Genomic DNA, 15681 nt, shown 5'->3' with positions numbered 1-15681 from the left:
GTCACACGGGAGTGGAAAGGAGTGTGAACCTATGTGGAGGCTGATCGCACGGCGGCTGCTCGTCTCTGTCCCGCTGGTGGTGTTCGTCTCGTTGCTCACCTTCGTGCTGCAGGCGCTGACGCCCGGTGACACGGCACGGGCCATCCTCGGGGAGAACTACACGCCCGAGGCATACACCCAGCTGCGTCACCAACTCGGCCTGGACCGGCCGATGCTGGTGCAGTACTGGCAATGGCTGATCTCGGCGCTGCACGGCAAGCTGGGCGTGTCGCAGATCAGTGGTCTGAGTGTCGGTGCCGAGATCGCCAACCGGCTCAGCGTCACCATGTCGCTGATCGTCGGTGCGACGCTCGTCGCTGCGCTCCTCGGCATCGCTCTCGGTGTCGTGAGCGCGATCCGTCCCGGGAAACTAGGGCGGGTCGTGGATGTGCTCGCGCTGGCCGGGTTCGCCCTGCCCAGCTTCTGGCTCGGTCTGGTGCTGGTGACGCTGTTCGCCGTCGCGCTGCGGGTCTTCCCTGCCACCGGCTACGTCCCGCTGGCGAAATCGCCCAGTGGCTGGATCGTGGCGCTGGTGTTGCCCGTCGTTGCGCTCGCCGTGCACGGGATGGCAACCGTGGCCAAACAGACCCGAGACGGCATGCTCACCGCGCTGTCCCGCGATTTCGTGCACGTCCTGCGCGCCAACGGAGTGTCCGAAACGTCGATCATTCTGCGGCACAGCCTGCGCAACGCAGCCCTGCCTGTGGTCACGGTGATCGGGGTGGTGTTCGTCAGCCTGCTCAACGGCACCGTGCTGATCGAGACGGTCTTCGCGATGCCCGGGTTGGGCGGCCTCGCCGTGCAGGCCACCACGCAGCACGACGTGCGGATGATTCAAGGAGTCGCAGTCGTGTTCACCTTGATCGTCGTCGTGATCAACCTGCTCGTCGACATCGCCTATGGCTGGCTCAACCCCAAGGTGCGTGTGCAATGACCGCCCTCACCACCGGCGCTGCCGGCCGTGACCTCCCCGCGGCACGGACCGGGGGCGCGCCCTGGCGCGCTGTGCTATGCCGCCCGGTCGCAGCCGGGGCGCTGATCTACCTGCTCGTCGTGGTGGCAGCCGCAGTGCTGGCCCCCATCCTGGCACCGTACGACCCGACCAGGACCGACCTGGCACACGTCCTGTCCGGGCCGAGCACGATCCACTGGGTCGGGACCGACAACTTGGGCCGCGACGTGCTCAGCCGCCTTATGTACGGCGGTCAAGTCAGTCTCACCGGTGTCGCGTTGGCGGTGGTCACGGCCCTGATCGTCGGCGTGCCGGTCGGCCTGACAGCCGGCTACCTAGGTGGCCGCGTAGACCGAGTGGTCGCCTGGCTGACCGACATGGCGCTGGCAATCCCTACCATCGTCACACTCTTGGTCGTGCTGGCCGTCGTGGGCAGCAACGAGACTGCCGCCATGATCGCGCTCGGTCTGCTCGCCGCACCCGGGATGGCCAGGCTGGTGCGCAGCGCGACCCTGGCGGTGCGCCACGAGCTGTATGTCGCCGCGGCCCGCGTCGCCGGCGCGCCCCGCCGCTACATCATCATGCACGAGGTGCTGCCGCGCGTGGCCGCACCGATCATCGTCCAGGCGTCCCTGTTCGCCGGTGCCGCACTGCTGACCGAGACCGGGCTGGGCTACCTAGGGCTCGGAGTGCAGCCACCGACACCGAGCTGGGGCGGCATCGTCGCGGACGCGTCCACGGTCATCGACCAACAGCCCTGGATGCTGGTTCCCTCCGGTCTCACGATCGGACTGGCCATCCTGGCGTTGGGCCTGCTCGGCGACGCGGTCCGCGACGCCACTGCCGAGCACGTGCGGCGTCCCGTTCCGACACCCGCCCGATGGGCGCCCGCCCCGCCCCGGCCCCGCACCACCACACCCACCGCCGAAACGGCCCCCGGGGCACCGCAGCCGCAGTTGGCGATCGCTGGTCTCACAGTCGCCCTGCCCAGTCCTGTCGGGATGTCGCGCGTCGTGGAGGATGTCGACCTGCACATCCTGCCCGGCGAAACTGTCGGATTGGCCGGTGAATCCGGCTGCGGGAAGACCATGGTCGGCCGAGCCATCCTCGGCCTGCTGCCGCCCGGCGGCCAGGTGACCGAAGGCAGCGTGCGCTACGGCGGCGCGGACCTCACCACCCGCAGCCCCCGCGAGCGGCGGCGGCTGCGAGGATCACAGATCGCCCTCATCGCGCAGGAGCCGATGACGAGCCTCGATCCTGCGTTCACCGTCGGCTCCCAGCTCGGTGAGCTCGTACGCCGGCACCACGGCGGCTCCCGGCGCCAGGTGCGTGCACATGTGCTCGAGCTGCTCGCGGACGTCAAACTGCCCGCCGCCACCGACGTCGCGACCCGCTATCCGCATCAGCTCTCGGGCGGCATGGCGCAGCGCGTCGCGATCGCCCTGGCCCTGACCGGCGACCCCAAGCTGCTGATCGCCGACGAACCGACCACCGCGCTCGACGTCACCGTTCAGGCCGACATCCTCGAGTTGCTGCGCAGCCTGCAACACAGCAGGCAGATGTCGATCCTGCTGATCAGCCACGACTGGGGCGTCGTCGCCGACCTGTGCCAGCGGGTGTACGTCATGTACGCCGGGCACGTCGTCGAATCAGGCGATGCCGGGGATCTCTTCGGCCACCCTCGTCACCCCTACACCATAGGGCTGCTCGACAGCAGCACCCATGGCTCCCGGCCCCGCACCCGGCTGCAGGCGATCCCCGGCGTCGTCCCGGCCCCGCACGAATGGCCCTCTGGCTGTCACTTCCGTCCGCGATGTCCCTTGGCGACTGCGGCATGCGCCGAGGGACCGATCCCTGTGCTCGAACCCGCACAATCCCATCACACGCGCTGCATTCACCAAGACGCTCTGGCGACAGGAGGGCCGAAATGACCCACACCCCGCCCCGCTTGCTCGAGGTCCAGGATCTCGTCGTCGAATTTCCCGTGCGGGGCCGTCGACGTGACACCACACGGGCGGTGGACCTGGCCAGCCTCACCGTGCACCGCGGAGAAGCGGTCGGCCTCGTCGGCGAATCAGGATCGGGAAAATCCACTCTGGCCAACGCCATTCTCGGCCTGGCTACACCCGCCGCCGGCCGGATCCTGTTCAACGGTAACGACATCACCCATGCCGGCCAGCAGGAACGGCGCCGGCTCGCCCGACACATCCAAGTCGTGTTTCAAGACCCCTACGGCTCACTAAACCCCTCACGCACCATCGGCGCCACCCTCGCCCAGCCGCTGCGCCTTCAGCAGCGGCTGGGCCACATCAACGCCGCCGCGCGGGTCGCCGAGGCACTCGACACGGTCGGACTCCCCAGCGACGCCGCCACCCGCTACCCTGGCCAGTTCTCCGGCGGCCAACGCCAACGCATCGCCATCGCCCGCGCACTGATCGTCAAACCCGACCTGGTCATCTGCGACGAACCCACCAGCGCACTCGACTTGTCCGTACAGGCCCAGATCCTCAACCTGTTGCTCGACCTGCAGAACCAGCTGGGACTGACCTATCTGTTCATTTCCCACGACATCGACGTCGTGCGCCACTTCTCCCACCGGATCAACGTCATGCTCAACGGCCGGATCGTCGAGGAGGGGCCGGCCGCACGCATCACCGACAAACCCCGCCATCCCTACACACAAGAGCTACTCGGCGCCGCCCCAATACCAGATCCGCAACGGCAGGCACAGCGGCGCCGCCACCGCAGCGAAAGGCTCGATGTCCTGGGCTCGGTGCGCGAGGCGCCCACCGGTTCGGGCGACGGTTGTCCGTATGTCGGGCGGTGTGCACGTAGCACCGACATCTGCGGCAGCCTGCGACCCCCTCTGCTCACCACGGAATCCGACAGCCGCGTCGCGTGCCACCTGGTGCATGGTCTTCCCACTGATGCTGACGTGCAGCACAGCGTTCCACACAGCACGGCCGCCTCCGCGTGACGGGCCGGCCTCATCCAGCCTCGGGTCAGATTCGGGGTGACAGGTCGGGCTCGCGTGAAATGTCATCGGATTCGGAGTGCCGACGGCCGCGCAGAACATTCACACGGAACCAGCCAATGGGCGTCATGGACCGCCCAACTCCGGGCAAGAGCTGGCTGCTGAGGCAGTAGCGACAGATCCGCAGTGGTCGTGCCACTCGAATTAAAGTTCCAACGCTGCAAGGTGCGGTTGCGCGAGCTCAACGACGCGTGGTTCTGTCGGTCTGATGTTGGCCGCTCCGACTCCGACAGCATCTTCTGGATGACCGCTGCGCAGTGCCAGCGTCTCACCGACGGCGCCCTGGCCATAGTCGAGTCCCAGGGGCGCTCGACGGGAGGGCAGTGTGCTCGTGCACGCGGCGCGGCGGCGATCCGGTCACGACCTCGAGTCGCCCGGACGATCCGCGGGTGGTTGCGTTTCGGGCGTTTTCGGATGCCGGCCAAGCGGCAGCTCCCGCAGCGTCAGGCTCAGCAGGAACCCGACCAAGGCAAGCCCGGCGCCGACGGCGAACACCAGGGCGAGCGCGCCCGCGAACCCCTCGATCGCCTGGGACCGCAGCGCGTCAGGCAGTCCAGCGAGGGTCTGCCAGGTGGCTTCGAGTGCCCCAGGGTGCGGCGGGCTCGCCGCCGACGTGCTCGGGGACTCGGGGAACGACACTGCGAACACCGCACCGAGCGTGGCTGCCCCGAAGGCCGCGCCCATGGTCTGGCTGAACGCAGTCGCGGAGGTAGCGCGGCCGATTTCGTGCGCGCCGACGGCATTCTGCGCGGCGATCATCATGACCGAGTTGATCAGACCCAGACCGGCGCCAACCAGCAGGATCCCGACCAGCGCGGAGGAGTAGGAGGCGTGGGCGCGCCCGAGAACCGCGAGTCCCGCCAGGCCAGCCGCCAGCAACAGCGTCCCGGCTATCGGGAACGGCCGGTAGCGACCAATCCTCGCCATGATCTGTCCACACACGGTCGCGGTCATCCCGGACATCAGCCACAGGGGCGCGAGCATCAACCCCGCTCGAGCCGGCGAATAGCCCAGCACCACCTGCAGGTACAGCGGCAGGAACACAGTCGCGGCCGCGGTGGCGAACCCCACCGTGAATACTGTGCCGGTCACCACCCGGAACACCGCGTTTTTCATCAGGCCAAGGGGCAGCAGCGGGTCACGGGCACGGCGTTCGATCCACGCACACAGCACAACCATCACTACCGCTCCCGCGGCCAAGGCAAGCACGGGCGGTGACGTCCACCCTGTGGACCTCTCGGTCAACTCGATGAGCATGAAGACGCCGGACACGGCCCCGATGAAGGTCACCGCCCCCGGCCAATCCAGGCTCAACCGCGGTCGGCTGATCATCGGCAGGGACAGCCGCAGGCTGACGACCACAAGGGCCAACACGCAGATGGGCACGTTGACGTAGAAGATGTAGCGCCAACTCAGGGCCTGGGTGATGACTCCTCCAATGACGGGACCCGCGACGGTGGACACGACGAAGGCGGACTGGGTGAATCCGACATAGCGGCCACGTTCAGCTGGGGGTATGAGCTGGGCGAGAATAGCTTGTGAGTACACAACGATTCCCCCGGCGCCGATTCCTTGTAGCGCACGGCAAACGATGAGTTGTGCCATTGACTGGGATGCGCCACAAAGCGCCGATCCGGCAAGGAATACAACCAACCCGGCCTGGAAAAGGCGTTTCCGGTCGTAGGAATCCGCGAGCTTTCCGTGGATCGGGGTCGACACCCCAATCGCTATGCCGTAGGCGGTGACGACCCACGGCAGCTGGGTGAGCCCGCCCATGGCGGTCGCGATACTGGGCAGGGACGTGGCGACCGCGGTTTGGTCGAGACCGGCCATCAGTATCGCGAGCATGAACGCCGGCAACACGAACAGGAGGCCGCGGTCCAAGCGGCGTCCCGGGACTGCCCGACTCGCGACATGGTCCGCCATTGTTTCCAACACCTTCCTGTCACGGCGATGGCGACGTCGTCCCTAGCTGGACTGTGTTCCCACGGCATCCTGTGCCGCGAAGGAACCGAGTTCCTGCAGGGTATTCAGGATGTCTGTGATGAGCGTTTGTGTCAGGTCGACCGGATAGTTTTCGAGGGGGTAGCGAATCGGGATGTTGAGACGACCCTCAAAGGTGTAGACGCCGTATACCGGATAGGTGCCGACCTTGGGCGGCGACAGGGTTTGAAAGTCGGTGATCTTCATGCCGCGCGCTTCCGCGAAAGGTTGCACAATACCAAAATTGCTGATCAGGACCGTCGCCAGATGCGGCGGCAAGGGAGTGTCGGCGCGCTGGGGTTCCTCCGTGGGGATTCGGCCGGCACTGATGTCCTCATCGAGGTATTTCTTCACCTCCCGGCCGACGTCCACGGGGTCAGCGTTCGGGGGGATCGTGACCGTTGTTTCCTGAATCAGCGCCAGGTTCGTGGTCTCGGTCGCCTCGACCTGCGGAGTGACTCGCGCCCTGACATTGACCGGGCACCAGCAGGTCATCGGTGCCGGCGCCGGATGGGCGCAGTGATTGCGGTGCGCGACGAGTATCGCTCCACAGATCAGCGCATGGACCGTGGTGCCGAGACCGCGAGCCGCGCCGAGAAGGCGGCTCGTCTCGTCTGACCTCAGTTGTATGCGTTTCTCGAGCAAGGTGAACGAGGGCCGGGGCACCCGAGCGGGACCGGTCGGGGGCGCGCTGCTCCGGCCGCGGATCCGTTGCTGGAGGAGCGCGTAGGGGGAAGTTGGGAGCGACTCGCCGCGCTCCACGCGTGGGCTTGCGCCGTGACTGAGTTCGGCGTAGAGAGCGAGAAGTTCTCGCAGGAGCGCCATCTTGATGCCGGCGTCGGCGACAGCGTGATCGATGCGGAACGCCAAGTATCCGTGCTGCCCCTCGCGTACAAGGATCAACTGAGCCACACCATGTTGGCAGTCCCATGGTTCGCGGATCGCCTGCAGCAGGGTCGGTTCGCCCCCGGCGTGGACGGAGAGGTCCTGGATGGGCTGGTCGGGGACGTGCAGGAGATAGCCGCACCCGTCGAAGACAATACGCGCCCGCAGGACGGGGTGGCGCTCGCACAACATCCGATAGGCCTGAGCCAGTTGCACGGTGTCGATCTCGCCGTTGAAGGAGATGACATAGGACGGGGCGTTATTCACGCTGCGTATTTCGATGTGATCCAGATACCGTCGGAGCGGCATTTCATCCCCTCAGTGGACACGGTGGGACGGCCGACCAGCGACCGCCATGCTGGGCGGCCGTGGGATCGCCGGCACGCGGCGGACGCGGGTAGTGGCTGCTGAGCCGCGTGTCAAGGCCGGTCGGCGGGCATGATGGGCACCATGAAGGTGCGGGTGTAGGACAACACTTCGGCGTCCTTCTGGTTGAAGGCGCGGGTTTCGATCGTGACGATGCCGGCGTTCGGGCGACTGTGTGACTTGCGTTTTGCTGTCACGGTGCTCTCGGAACGGATGGTGTCGCCGGCGAAGACGGGGTGAGGGAGCTTGATATTGTCCCAGCCGAGGTTGGCGATGGCGTTGAAACTGGTGTCAATCACGCTCTGTCCTGCGGCGATGGCCAGCGTGAGGGCGGAGTTCACCAAGCTGTCTCCGAATTCGCTCGCCCGGCCGACCTCGGCGTTGAAGTGTTGTTCGGCAGTGTTCTGCGTCAGCAGGGTGAACCAGGTGTTGTCGGTTTCGGTGATTGTGCGGCCCAGCGGGTGCTTGTAGACGTCACCGATGTCGAAGTCGTCGTAGAGACGGCCGGTCCAGCCTGGTTTCACAACCATGGATGCCTTGTCCTCCGCGGTGATGTTGGTCGTGGTGGTTGCGAGTGTTTCTCCGCTGCGGGCTCCCGTAGCCATCTGCTGCGGGGCGCTGCGAGGCGTGGCGGGGTCAGCTCTGCGATGCCAGCAGGCGCTTAGCGCGTTCGAGCATCGGTTTGCCAACGACCTGGCCTTGTAGCTGGCCGACCGAACCGTCCGGAGACGACGCGAGGACTTCCTGCGCCCAGGCCAGGTCGCGGTCGGTGGGCGTAAACACCTCGTTAACCACCGGAACCTGCCGCGGATGTAGACATGCCTTGCCGGTGAACCCGAGCGCCTTGGCGTGCCGGGCATCCTCGTCGAGGGCCTGCGCGTCCTCCAGGCCCACAGTAACGCCGTCGATGGGCGGGGGCAGGTGGGCAGCCGCCGAGGCCAGCACAACGCGGGAGCGGGCATAGCCGAACGCGTGCCGGTTAGCGGGATCAACCCCGAGTTCGGCGCCGAGGTCTGCGTTGCCGAAGATCGCGCGAACCACCCCGGGCATGGCGCAAATTTCCTCGGCATGCAGGATGCCGGCAGCGGTCTCGAATACAGGGATCGCCTGCGAGCCCGCTGCCAGGCGGGATAGGACGTGCGCCACCTCGTGAGCGGCGACGACCTTCGGGATCATGACGATGCAGCGGTGATGGGCCAGCATCGCGAGATCCTCGATGTGCCAGGCGGTGTCGGCGGCGTTGATGCGCACGACGCCCATTCCGCCCGAGTCCAGCCACTGTGCGACGTTTTCGCGTGCGGCGGATTTGAGGTCCGGCCCCACCGAGTCCTCCAGGTCGAGCATGATGCTGTCGGCGCCACTGCGGGCGGCTTTGTCGAAACGGTCCGGGCGATGGCCGGGTACAGCGAGTAACGAGCGCACGCGGACCAGGGCCTCAGGTGTCGTTGCCATTACGGTTCCTTCGATGCAATATGGCGGTGTGTCGGGGTGAACTGTCGCTTCAACGGGCCGAGGCGACCTGGCGACCGCGATCGGCAGTCCGGATGCGTTCCTCGGCACGCTGCTGCGCTATAACTGCTGGCGAGATGCCCTGTTCTGCGGCGCGTTCCAGGATTTCTTTGGTGGTCTCGTAGATCGCGGCGACACGGAGCTCGGCCTCGCGGCCGCCGGCGCCACCGAGCTCTTGAGCAACGTGGATGACGCCACCCGCGTTGACCACGTAGTCCGGGGCATAGACGACCTGCCGATGGTGCAAGTCTGCGGCGAGGGACTCGCGCTGGAGTTGGTTGTTTTCTGCGCCGCACACAATGCGGGCCCGGATCTGGGAGACAGCGTGATCATCGAGCGATCCACCCATCGCGCAGGGCGCATAAATTTCGAGATCTGAGCGGATCAGGTTGTCGGTATCGACCGCGACGTCGACAGCGGGATGGGCGCGCCGCGCGACGTCGATGGCCTCGTCGTGGATGTCGCTGATCAGGACCGAGGCGCCATTCTCGACCAGCAGCTGTACCAGCCGGGTGCCGACCTTGCCAACGCCGGCAACGCCGACCCGGCGCCCGGCCAACGACGGCGTGCCCCACACGTGTTCGGCGCAGGCGGCCATGCCGCGGAAAACGCCGTAGGCAGTGAGCAGGGACGGGTCACCGGCGCCGCCGCGGCTTGTCGAAGTGCCCACGACATAGGTGCAGTCCCGTGCGATGAGGTCCATGTCCTCCGTCGACGTGCCGGCGTCACACGCGGTGACGTACCGGCCCTCCAGAGACTGCACCACCTGCGCATATGCGCGAAGCAGTTCCGGCGTTTTGTCCGTACTCGGATCGCCGATGATCACTGCTTTGCCGCCCCCGAGCGCGAGGCCAGCGAGAGCGTTCTTGTGTGCCATCGCACGCGCGAGACGAATGGCGTCGTCGACTGCGTCCTCGCCCCTTGCGTAGGGGTAGAACCGCAGACCTCCCAAGGCCGGCCCCAGTGCGGTCGAATAAATGGCGACAACCGCTTTCAGTCCGGTGTAGGCATCGTGGTGGAAAATGAGGTTCTCGTCATCCTTTGCCTCGAAGAATCCTCGAGTCACAGTTGGTTCCCTTCCCTGGCAACAAACAGGACGAATGTTCGTCGTAACTGCAGCTAGGATCCACTTGTCGTTTCCTTGTGGTTCACCGATGCGTCACCGGGAAACTGAGTGGCGCCGCCCCAGCTCGGACTGACCCGAGTCTGGCATCAACGCTGATGCAGGACCTCGTCGCTGCGAGAAGTCGCTCCTCCAGGGGCGAATCGCCGCGTGCGGCGTTGCTGTCCTGGGCGGCATTAACGCCAACACTAGGAGTGGCGTTGCGCAGTGGACAATCCAAACAGCGCGAGCTTTATAGCCGTCTAGCGTTCCTGTTGCAACGTCAACAAGCTGCTTCGGTGCGCCCAGCACGCGGAAGGTAGATCATGTAGAACGATCGCTGGCTTTCCCCGGCCGCCGTGCTGGCAGCCGACGGTGGCCGGCATGACCGAAATCCGGCTACGCGAACTCCGTATCCACGCGCACTGCGGCCGCGCCGTCGCGCTGCGGCAACTCGTTCTTCAGGCGCAGGCACCGGTCGTCGCGACCGTTCTCGGCGACAACCGCGCCCACGCCGCGTAACCGCCACGGCTGCAAGAATCGCCGGAGCCGCGATGCTCCAGTCGATCGCACGCGGCTACACGATCGGCGAACTGGCGACAGTTGAATCCGCGAGGTCACCACGTCCGGCCCCAACAAGACGCTACACGGAAAGACCTCAGTAGCCTCGGTCGCAGGCGTGTGCTCCTCAAGGTCCGGAGGCCCGGTCTGTTCAGCAGTACCGAGCCTGCTTACTTGTGGACCGCGCAGGCCAGCTTTGCGCGGACTGTGTTACCCACCGGCCCGACAAGGCCGCCCTCGGGGGTGGCGCGGCGGTAGATCCATGGTAGGGAAGCTCCTCCACATGCCCGGAGTGGTCCACCCATTTGGCGCATGACAGCGGAAGCTCGACACGAGGATGCTGGAGAATGAGAATACTGTGATCGGAGGTTGCATTACGCAAGATCTACTGTGGACAACGGCGTGTGCGGCTACAACACGCCTATCGCGCTGCTCGATGTGCTAGCGAGCGCGGGCGAGGCGAGCGCACGGGTGGCCAAGTCGGTGCTGTCGCCGCCCGCTGGGCTAGGCGGAACGATCGATGTCGCTCTGACCGTGATGCCCAGTACGTGCTTGCCGCCTATACCAGATGCTGGTCGCCAATGACGTCGATGTTGCTCACGCCCCGTCAGGGCGGTCTGAGCGCGGGTCAGTTCGGCCGCTCATAGGTCGCCGAACACTGCTCCACCAGCATCCGGCGCACGTATGCATGATCGTCGTCTGGAGCCTCGCCACCCCGTCGGCATGATCGGTGGCGGGGTAGAAGTTGGTGCGCCCGTAACGCCGGGTGCTACGACTGGGTCGACTGCCCTCGAGTCCGCCCGAATAGCTCTTCGACGCCGTCATCGCGGCGGCTTCGTGGATATCAGGATCGGCTCGAGCGTGATCGAACTGGCACCACGGGTCGAAGGGGACGCCGTGGCCAAATCTGTTCGCTCCGTCCGGAAGAGAGGACATCAGCAGCGACTGACGAGAACCTTGAGTCGCGCCTTGCCAGCCGGTATCGCGTAGATGAACAGGTTCTTCCATTTCTGAGGATTCACTTATGGGGAGGGCATAGCATGCTGCCGGAACCGCGTCTCGCTAAGTTCCCAGTATTCGACACCACCGACTTGGACTACGCGAGCCAAGAGCTCGGCAAGGTCTTCTGCGACATCGACCTGGCACCAACGGAGAGGGGGCGCAGGTCCTCGACCTTACTTAACGCTGTGAACATCCGGAGCGTCACTGCGTCGTGCTTCCGATTCGGCAGCGGGACCAGACTGTCCTCCGGACCGACGGGGTTTTTCGCGGTACAGATCCCTTACTACGGCAGATGTCGTGTCAACTCCGGCGGTGAAGAAGTCCTCGTTGATGAAACGATAGCGATGATCGCTTCACCGACGCGGCCGGTCACCGCGGATATGTGTCCCGGCTGCACGCCGATCACCCTGCGTATCGAGCGCGACGCCGTCGAACAGGCACTGTCAACAACTCTTGCCCATCAGCAGTTGGACAAACCACTTGAGTTCGCCAGTCGTATCGACCTCAATCTCGGATCTATGCGAACGTGGTCGGAGATCGTCAACGTGCTGATAAACGACCTAGAACGTGGGGGCGTGATCGCGCAGCATTCGTTGGCTGGGACGAACATGGAAAACCTGCTGGTCAATGGCCTGCTCCAGTCACAGCCCCACAACTACACTTCACTCCTGCAGATGCCAGCACGGACTATCGGTGCCCAGGCTGCCCGACGTGTCCTCGACTTCATCGAAGCATACCCGGAAAGGCCCCTGACGACACAGAGCCTCGCCCGTGAGGCCGGGGTGAGCGCGTACGGTCGCTCCAGGAGAGCTTCCGGGAGGAATTCCACACGTCGCCGATGCGCCATCTGCGTGAGGTACGTCTGGATCGAGTGCGTGACGATCTTGTCGCGGCACGCGATGTATCAGGCGCGCGCGTAACCCCCATCGCAGCCCGGTGGGGTTTCACTCACATGAGCCGATTCGCCACAGCCTACCGTCAGAAGTTTGGTGAAGCGCCTTCAATCACACTGCGGCGATCAACCCGGCACCGGCCCGACTGATGACGGCCAGCCGACGAGCCACCGGTACCGTCATAGGGCACCTGCCCAGCGTTATCCACATGGTCCTTGCCGGCGGGAGCAGTGTTTGCCGCTGGGGTTTCCGGACCGCGCCGGAGGTTCACCGCTCCCCGCCCTCAACCTCAACCGTGTCACCTCGCGCGAGAACGGACGGTCATTGGCAGGTGACCGGGGCGTACGATACCGTCGACGATGGTCTTGACTTTCGTCCCAGAGCAGGGATCGAGTTGCCAGCGGGCGGCTACGGTGGCCAGGATGAGGGACATTTCGCTCCAGGCGAATGTCTCGCCAACGCATTTTCGGTTACCAGCGCCGAAGGGGATGAACGAGCAGCGTGGCAGCGGCGGCGGATCGGGCAGCCATCGGTCGGGATCCAGACGCAAGGGGTCGGCGTACAGATTTGGGTCGCGGTGCAAGGTGGTGGGGCTGTAGAGGGCCTCGGCACCAGCAGGAATAAGCACGCCGCCCAGGTCCGCGTCTTCCTGGGCGCGGCGCATAAGGAGCCAGGTCGGGTGGTGCAAGCGCAGGATCTCGTACAGTAACGCGCGGTTGAACCGCAGCCTGGGAAGATCGGCGGCTGTGACCCGGCGGCCGGCCAGCACGGTGTCGACCTCGTGGTGGAGACGGTCGCGCAGTTGGGGGTGGTGGCCGAGTTCATGGTAAGCCCAAGCGAGGGTGGTGGCGGAGGTCTCGATACCGGCGATGAGCAGAGTGATCACCTCGTCGACAGCCTCGTCGTCGGTCATGCCCCGCCCCGTATGGTCGCGGGCGGCCAGCAGCCTCGACACGAGGTTCCCGCCATCGCGGCGATGTTGTGCGACAAAGCGGAGGGTTGTGCGGCGCAGGTCGGCTCCAGCGGCGTCGAAGCGCCGCGTGCCGGGAATGGGCAGGCGGGTCAAAGCGGAGGGCAGGAGGGTACGACGGCCAACACCGGCGATGAATTCGGGAAGCGAGCGCTCGACCAGCTCCGCGAGCTGCATCGAGTCGTCGGTGTCGAATAAGGTTTCCACGATGATGGAGGTGGCCAGCGCACGAGTCTCGCGCTCCACCGCAATTACCTGCCCATCGCGCCACTGATCGATGTGGCGGTTGACGGCGTTGGCCATGGCGGCAGTGTGCCCGTACACGGCGTCGCGGTGGAAAGCGGGCTGAACGAGGCGGCGTTGGCGCATATGGAAGGAGCCTGACGAGGTCAGCAGTCCGTCGCCGAAGTAGGGGCGAGCCCGGTCGAACAGCAGCCCTTTGGAGAACTTGCCGGCATGCTCGACGAGCATGCGGTGGATGAGTTCGGGTGAGTTGAGGACGTAGACGGGCAGGGGGCCGAGGTGGATAAGGACCGCATCGCCGCAGGCGCGAAGCGCCTGCAGGTAATCCACGCGGCGCAGGGCCAGCCACAAGGTATGGCCGAGCAGAGGTAGTCGGCGCCGCGCGGCACACACGACAGGAGCATCAGCAGGCCTGGTCGTCATAGCGACGGCTGATCTAGGAGGATGTCGAGATATCCGGGCTGGTCTCCCGGCGGCGAGCCTCCGACCCTGTAGCGGGCGGTGCTGCTCATCCAGTCGTTATGTCCGCGCAGCCAGTCGCCCAGCCCCTCTATGTAGCGGAGCACGTGCAGGCGGTGCGTCCCAACTATCCCGACTTCATCCAACATGTACGGCACTTCGCCACGCAGCTGCAGGAATCGGCGAATCTGCTCCGCGACCACGGCCTGGATCTCGTCGACCGCCTCCGAAACGGAGTATCGGCGCTGCCGGCAAAGCACGGTGACCAGGTTGTAGACGTCGCCGCGAGCCGTTTCCTTCTCATACGAGTAAACGTCGTTGCAGATGAACGGGACGTCTGCAGCAATCTGCCGCATCAGCCGCAATTGCGGACTGTGGAACGCGACTGGGGGCACCTCGACCCGATTGAGACGCTCTACCATGTCCGTGACTGACTCGGTAGCAGCCGAACCTCGGCGGATGGCCAGGTAGTCGTCCATCGTCGGGACCACCTGGGAGCGCCGGTTGACGGCTTCGTGCGAGTACGAGGCGAAGTACCGCTCCCAGTCATGGGCAGTACGAGCGACCCATGACCGCGACATTCCCACCCTGCTACGAGCCCACAGGTCGGCGAAGGCCTTAGCAACCGGATAGCGCGATGCGGCGCCCGGAGCCTGGTGGACGATGTCGATCAGCTCTCGACAAACCGCCGCGACGTTGGAAGGCACCTCGCCCTGCGGCCCGTCGAACTGGTCATCGAACAGGAAATAGAAACTCTTCAAATCCACCGTCAGCCCGAGGTCGTCGACATCAGCATCGGGCCAGCACCGGGCGGCCAGGTTGGCCATCCCCCAAGATCTGTACAGGGTGACGGCGTCGGGGTCGGCCAGCATCCGGTGGTAGAGCAGCCATTGCAAGTTATGCTGCTCGGCCTCGGCTTCGTGCGGATTGCACCGCGCGGGGATGGGGATGTCGAAGCGAACGTCCTGCGGCATAGGAACTCTCCAGAACCAATGAAATCCTCACCGGCCGTACCAGTACGCGAGAACGGCAGGTGCAGTTCCCGCCCCAAATTCCGCCGGCCGGTTCGTCATGTTCGGCTCGTCCCGCAACCACCATCTTGCATCTTGCGGGAACTTCAACTCAATCCTTAACTGAGATCAACTGCATTGATCGCGCGAAACTCAAGGGCCCGCCTAGAAGACAAGCAGCGAGTGGACAGGTTGCAGCGACACGCTTGTTCTTGGCCCAGTCAAGCCGGACTGGAAACCAACGAATGTGAACAACATGTGCTCATCCGAGCCTGCGCGGACCACCTCCCTTGCAAATACAATGCGCGTCTTGCCGGGATACAGCTCAAGACCGACCCCGCCAGTGACGAAGCGAAACCACCCGCAGGCGACGGGCCCGCCGGTCGGTGCGACGCTGCACTATCGCCTCATGACCGCACTTTCCAAAATATTCACAGGAAATTTAGATCGAATCTGCAGACTTGCCCTTTCTGGTTTACCGATTCGCTTGCCGACAGTCGATTAGTGCACTGCCCGCTCGGGATCGACTGAACCGGGCACCCCCTCCGACGCAGGGACGGGACGCCGCGAGGACTGTCGCTCAAGTGTGCATCAGGAGTGTGCAGCGCTGTCGTCCTAAGTGACACTAAGGTCACACTAGGCCGCGGTTAAGGAGCGAACTATCCGAAAAACG

13 protein-coding genes are annotated in these 15681 nt (G+C 65.2%); 6 read left to right on the top strand and 7 right to left on the bottom strand.

Features of this window, described 5'->3' with window-relative positions; genetic code table 11:
• The first annotated feature begins 31 nt into the window (after nucleotides 1-31).
• The 3 genes from OG738_RS09645 to OG738_RS09635 are packed head-to-tail and all read left to right on the top strand — an operon-like array spanning nucleotide 32 to nucleotide 3968.
• Complete coding sequence (locus OG738_RS09645; protein ID WP_329052966.1) at nucleotides 32-973, top strand: ABC transporter permease; 942 nt, start codon at nucleotides 32-34, stop codon at nucleotides 971-973.
• The gene (locus OG738_RS09640; RefSeq protein ID WP_329052964.1) at nucleotides 970-2922 is read left to right on the top strand and encodes a dipeptide/oligopeptide/nickel ABC transporter permease/ATP-binding protein; all 1953 of its coding nucleotides are present in this window, start codon (nucleotides 970-972) and stop codon (nucleotides 2920-2922) included. The genes OG738_RS09645 and OG738_RS09640 overlap by 4 nt, the downstream gene beginning before the upstream one ends.
• Nucleotides 2919-3968, top strand: a complete 1050-nt coding sequence (locus tag OG738_RS09635; protein ID WP_329052962.1) for an oligopeptide/dipeptide ABC transporter ATP-binding protein — start codon at nucleotides 2919-2921, stop codon at nucleotides 3966-3968. Before OG738_RS09640 ends, OG738_RS09635 begins: the two co-directional genes overlap by 4 nt.
• Before the next feature lie 414 nt (nucleotides 3969-4382).
• Here the strand turns inward: OG738_RS09635 and OG738_RS09630 are convergent, their stop codons facing one another.
• The 5 genes from OG738_RS09630 to OG738_RS09610 form a co-directional block, all read right to left on the bottom strand.
• On the bottom strand, nucleotides 4383-5909 hold the full coding sequence (locus OG738_RS09630) for an MFS transporter (RefSeq protein WP_329052960.1): 1527 nt from the start codon (nucleotides 5907-5909) through the stop codon (nucleotides 4383-4385).
• Nucleotides 5910-5993: 84 nt separating this feature from the next.
• Nucleotides 5994-7202: a phthiocerol/phthiodiolone dimycocerosyl transferase family protein gene (locus tag OG738_RS09625; protein WP_329052958.1), complete on the bottom strand. Its 1209-nt coding sequence runs from the start codon at nucleotides 7200-7202 to the stop codon at nucleotides 5994-5996.
• A gap of 110 nt (nucleotides 7203-7312) precedes the next feature.
• Nucleotides 7313-7864 carry a MaoC family dehydratase gene (locus OG738_RS09620; protein WP_329052957.1) on the bottom strand — a complete coding sequence of 184 codons (552 nt, stop codon included), beginning with the start codon at nucleotides 7862-7864 and terminating at the stop codon, nucleotides 7313-7315.
• A gap of 31 nt (nucleotides 7865-7895) precedes the next feature.
• Nucleotides 7896-8711 carry an HpcH/HpaI aldolase/citrate lyase family protein gene (locus OG738_RS09615; RefSeq protein ID WP_329052955.1) on the bottom strand — a complete coding sequence of 272 codons (816 nt, stop codon included), beginning with the start codon at nucleotides 8709-8711 and terminating at the stop codon, nucleotides 7896-7898.
• A 49-nt stretch (nucleotides 8712-8760) separates the two neighbouring features.
• Nucleotides 8761-9834 carry a Glu/Leu/Phe/Val dehydrogenase family protein gene (locus OG738_RS09610; RefSeq protein WP_329052954.1) on the bottom strand — a complete coding sequence of 358 codons (1074 nt, stop codon included), beginning with the start codon at nucleotides 9832-9834 and terminating at the stop codon, nucleotides 8761-8763.
• A 420-nt stretch (nucleotides 9835-10254) separates the two neighbouring features.
• On the opposite strand from OG738_RS09610, the gene OG738_RS09605 reads away from it, so the two are divergent.
• The 3 genes from OG738_RS09605 to OG738_RS44630 all read left to right on the top strand — a co-directional run bounded on the left by OG738_RS09605 (nucleotide 10255) and on the right by OG738_RS44630 (nucleotide 12475).
• Entirely contained in the window at nucleotides 10255-10392 is a 138-nt protein-coding gene (locus tag OG738_RS09605; RefSeq protein WP_329052952.1) for a hypothetical protein, read from the top strand.
• Between the two features lie 1079 nt (nucleotides 10393-11471).
• A complete protein-coding gene (locus tag OG738_RS09600) occupies nucleotides 11472-12353 on the top strand; it encodes a cupin domain-containing protein (protein ID WP_329052950.1) in 882 nt (293 codons plus the stop codon).
• The gene (locus OG738_RS44630; protein ID WP_442875877.1) at nucleotides 12272-12475 is read left to right on the top strand and encodes a helix-turn-helix domain-containing protein; all 204 of its coding nucleotides are present in this window, start codon (nucleotides 12272-12274) and stop codon (nucleotides 12473-12475) included. The genes OG738_RS09600 and OG738_RS44630 overlap by 82 nt, the downstream gene beginning before the upstream one ends.
• Before the next feature lie 149 nt (nucleotides 12476-12624).
• Here OG738_RS44630 and OG738_RS09595 read toward each other — a convergent pair whose 3' ends face one another.
• On the bottom strand, nucleotides 12625-13962 hold the full coding sequence (locus OG738_RS09595) for a cytochrome P450 (protein ID WP_329052948.1): 1338 nt from the start codon (nucleotides 13960-13962) through the stop codon (nucleotides 12625-12627).
• On the bottom strand, nucleotides 13959-14972 hold the full coding sequence (locus OG738_RS09590; RefSeq protein ID WP_329052947.1) for a terpene synthase family protein: 1014 nt from the start codon (nucleotides 14970-14972) through the stop codon (nucleotides 13959-13961). Before OG738_RS09590 ends, OG738_RS09595 begins: the two co-directional genes overlap by 4 nt.
• Nucleotides 14973-15681: the final 709 nt, after the last annotated feature.

It is taken from the genome of Amycolatopsis sp. NBC_01488, assembly GCF_036227105.1.
Classification (GTDB): Bacteria; Actinomycetota; Actinomycetes; order Mycobacteriales; family Pseudonocardiaceae; genus Amycolatopsis.
The sequence above is the reverse complement of the archived record's forward strand: the minus strand, read 5'-3'. Positions and strand labels throughout refer to the sequence as shown.

Bases quoted from the DNA above. Each gene is read 5' to 3' on its own strand.
- OG738_RS09595 (WP_329052948.1), bottom strand. From the start codon at position 13,962: ATGACGACCAGGCCTGCTGATGCTCCTGTCGTGTGTGCCGCGCGGCGC.
- OG738_RS09625 (WP_329052958.1), bottom strand. From the start codon at position 7,202: ATGCCGCTCCGACGGTATCTGGATCACATCGAAATACGCAGCGTGAAT.
- OG738_RS09645 (WP_329052966.1), top strand. From the start codon at position 32: ATGTGGAGGCTGATCGCACGGCGGCTGCTCGTCTCTGTCCCGCTGGTG.
- OG738_RS09605 (WP_329052952.1), top strand. From the start codon at position 10,255: ATGACCGAAATCCGGCTACGCGAACTCCGTATCCACGCGCACTGCGGC.
- OG738_RS09635 (WP_329052962.1), top strand. From the start codon at position 2,919: ATGACCCACACCCCGCCCCGCTTGCTCGAGGTCCAGGATCTCGTCGTC.
- OG738_RS09615 (WP_329052955.1), bottom strand. From the start codon at position 8,711: ATGGCAACGACACCTGAGGCCCTGGTCCGCGTGCGCTCGTTACTCGCT.
- OG738_RS09620 (WP_329052957.1), bottom strand. From the start codon at position 7,864: ATGGCTACGGGAGCCCGCAGCGGAGAAACACTCGCAACCACCACGACC.
- OG738_RS09600 (WP_329052950.1), top strand. From the start codon at position 11,472: ATGCTGCCGGAACCGCGTCTCGCTAAGTTCCCAGTATTCGACACCACC.
- OG738_RS09640 (WP_329052964.1), top strand. From the start codon at position 970: ATGACCGCCCTCACCACCGGCGCTGCCGGCCGTGACCTCCCCGCGGCA.
- OG738_RS44630 (WP_442875877.1), top strand. From the start codon at position 12,272: ATGCGCCATCTGCGTGAGGTACGTCTGGATCGAGTGCGTGACGATCTT.
- OG738_RS09590 (WP_329052947.1), bottom strand. From the start codon at position 14,972: ATGCCGCAGGACGTTCGCTTCGACATCCCCATCCCCGCGCGGTGCAAT.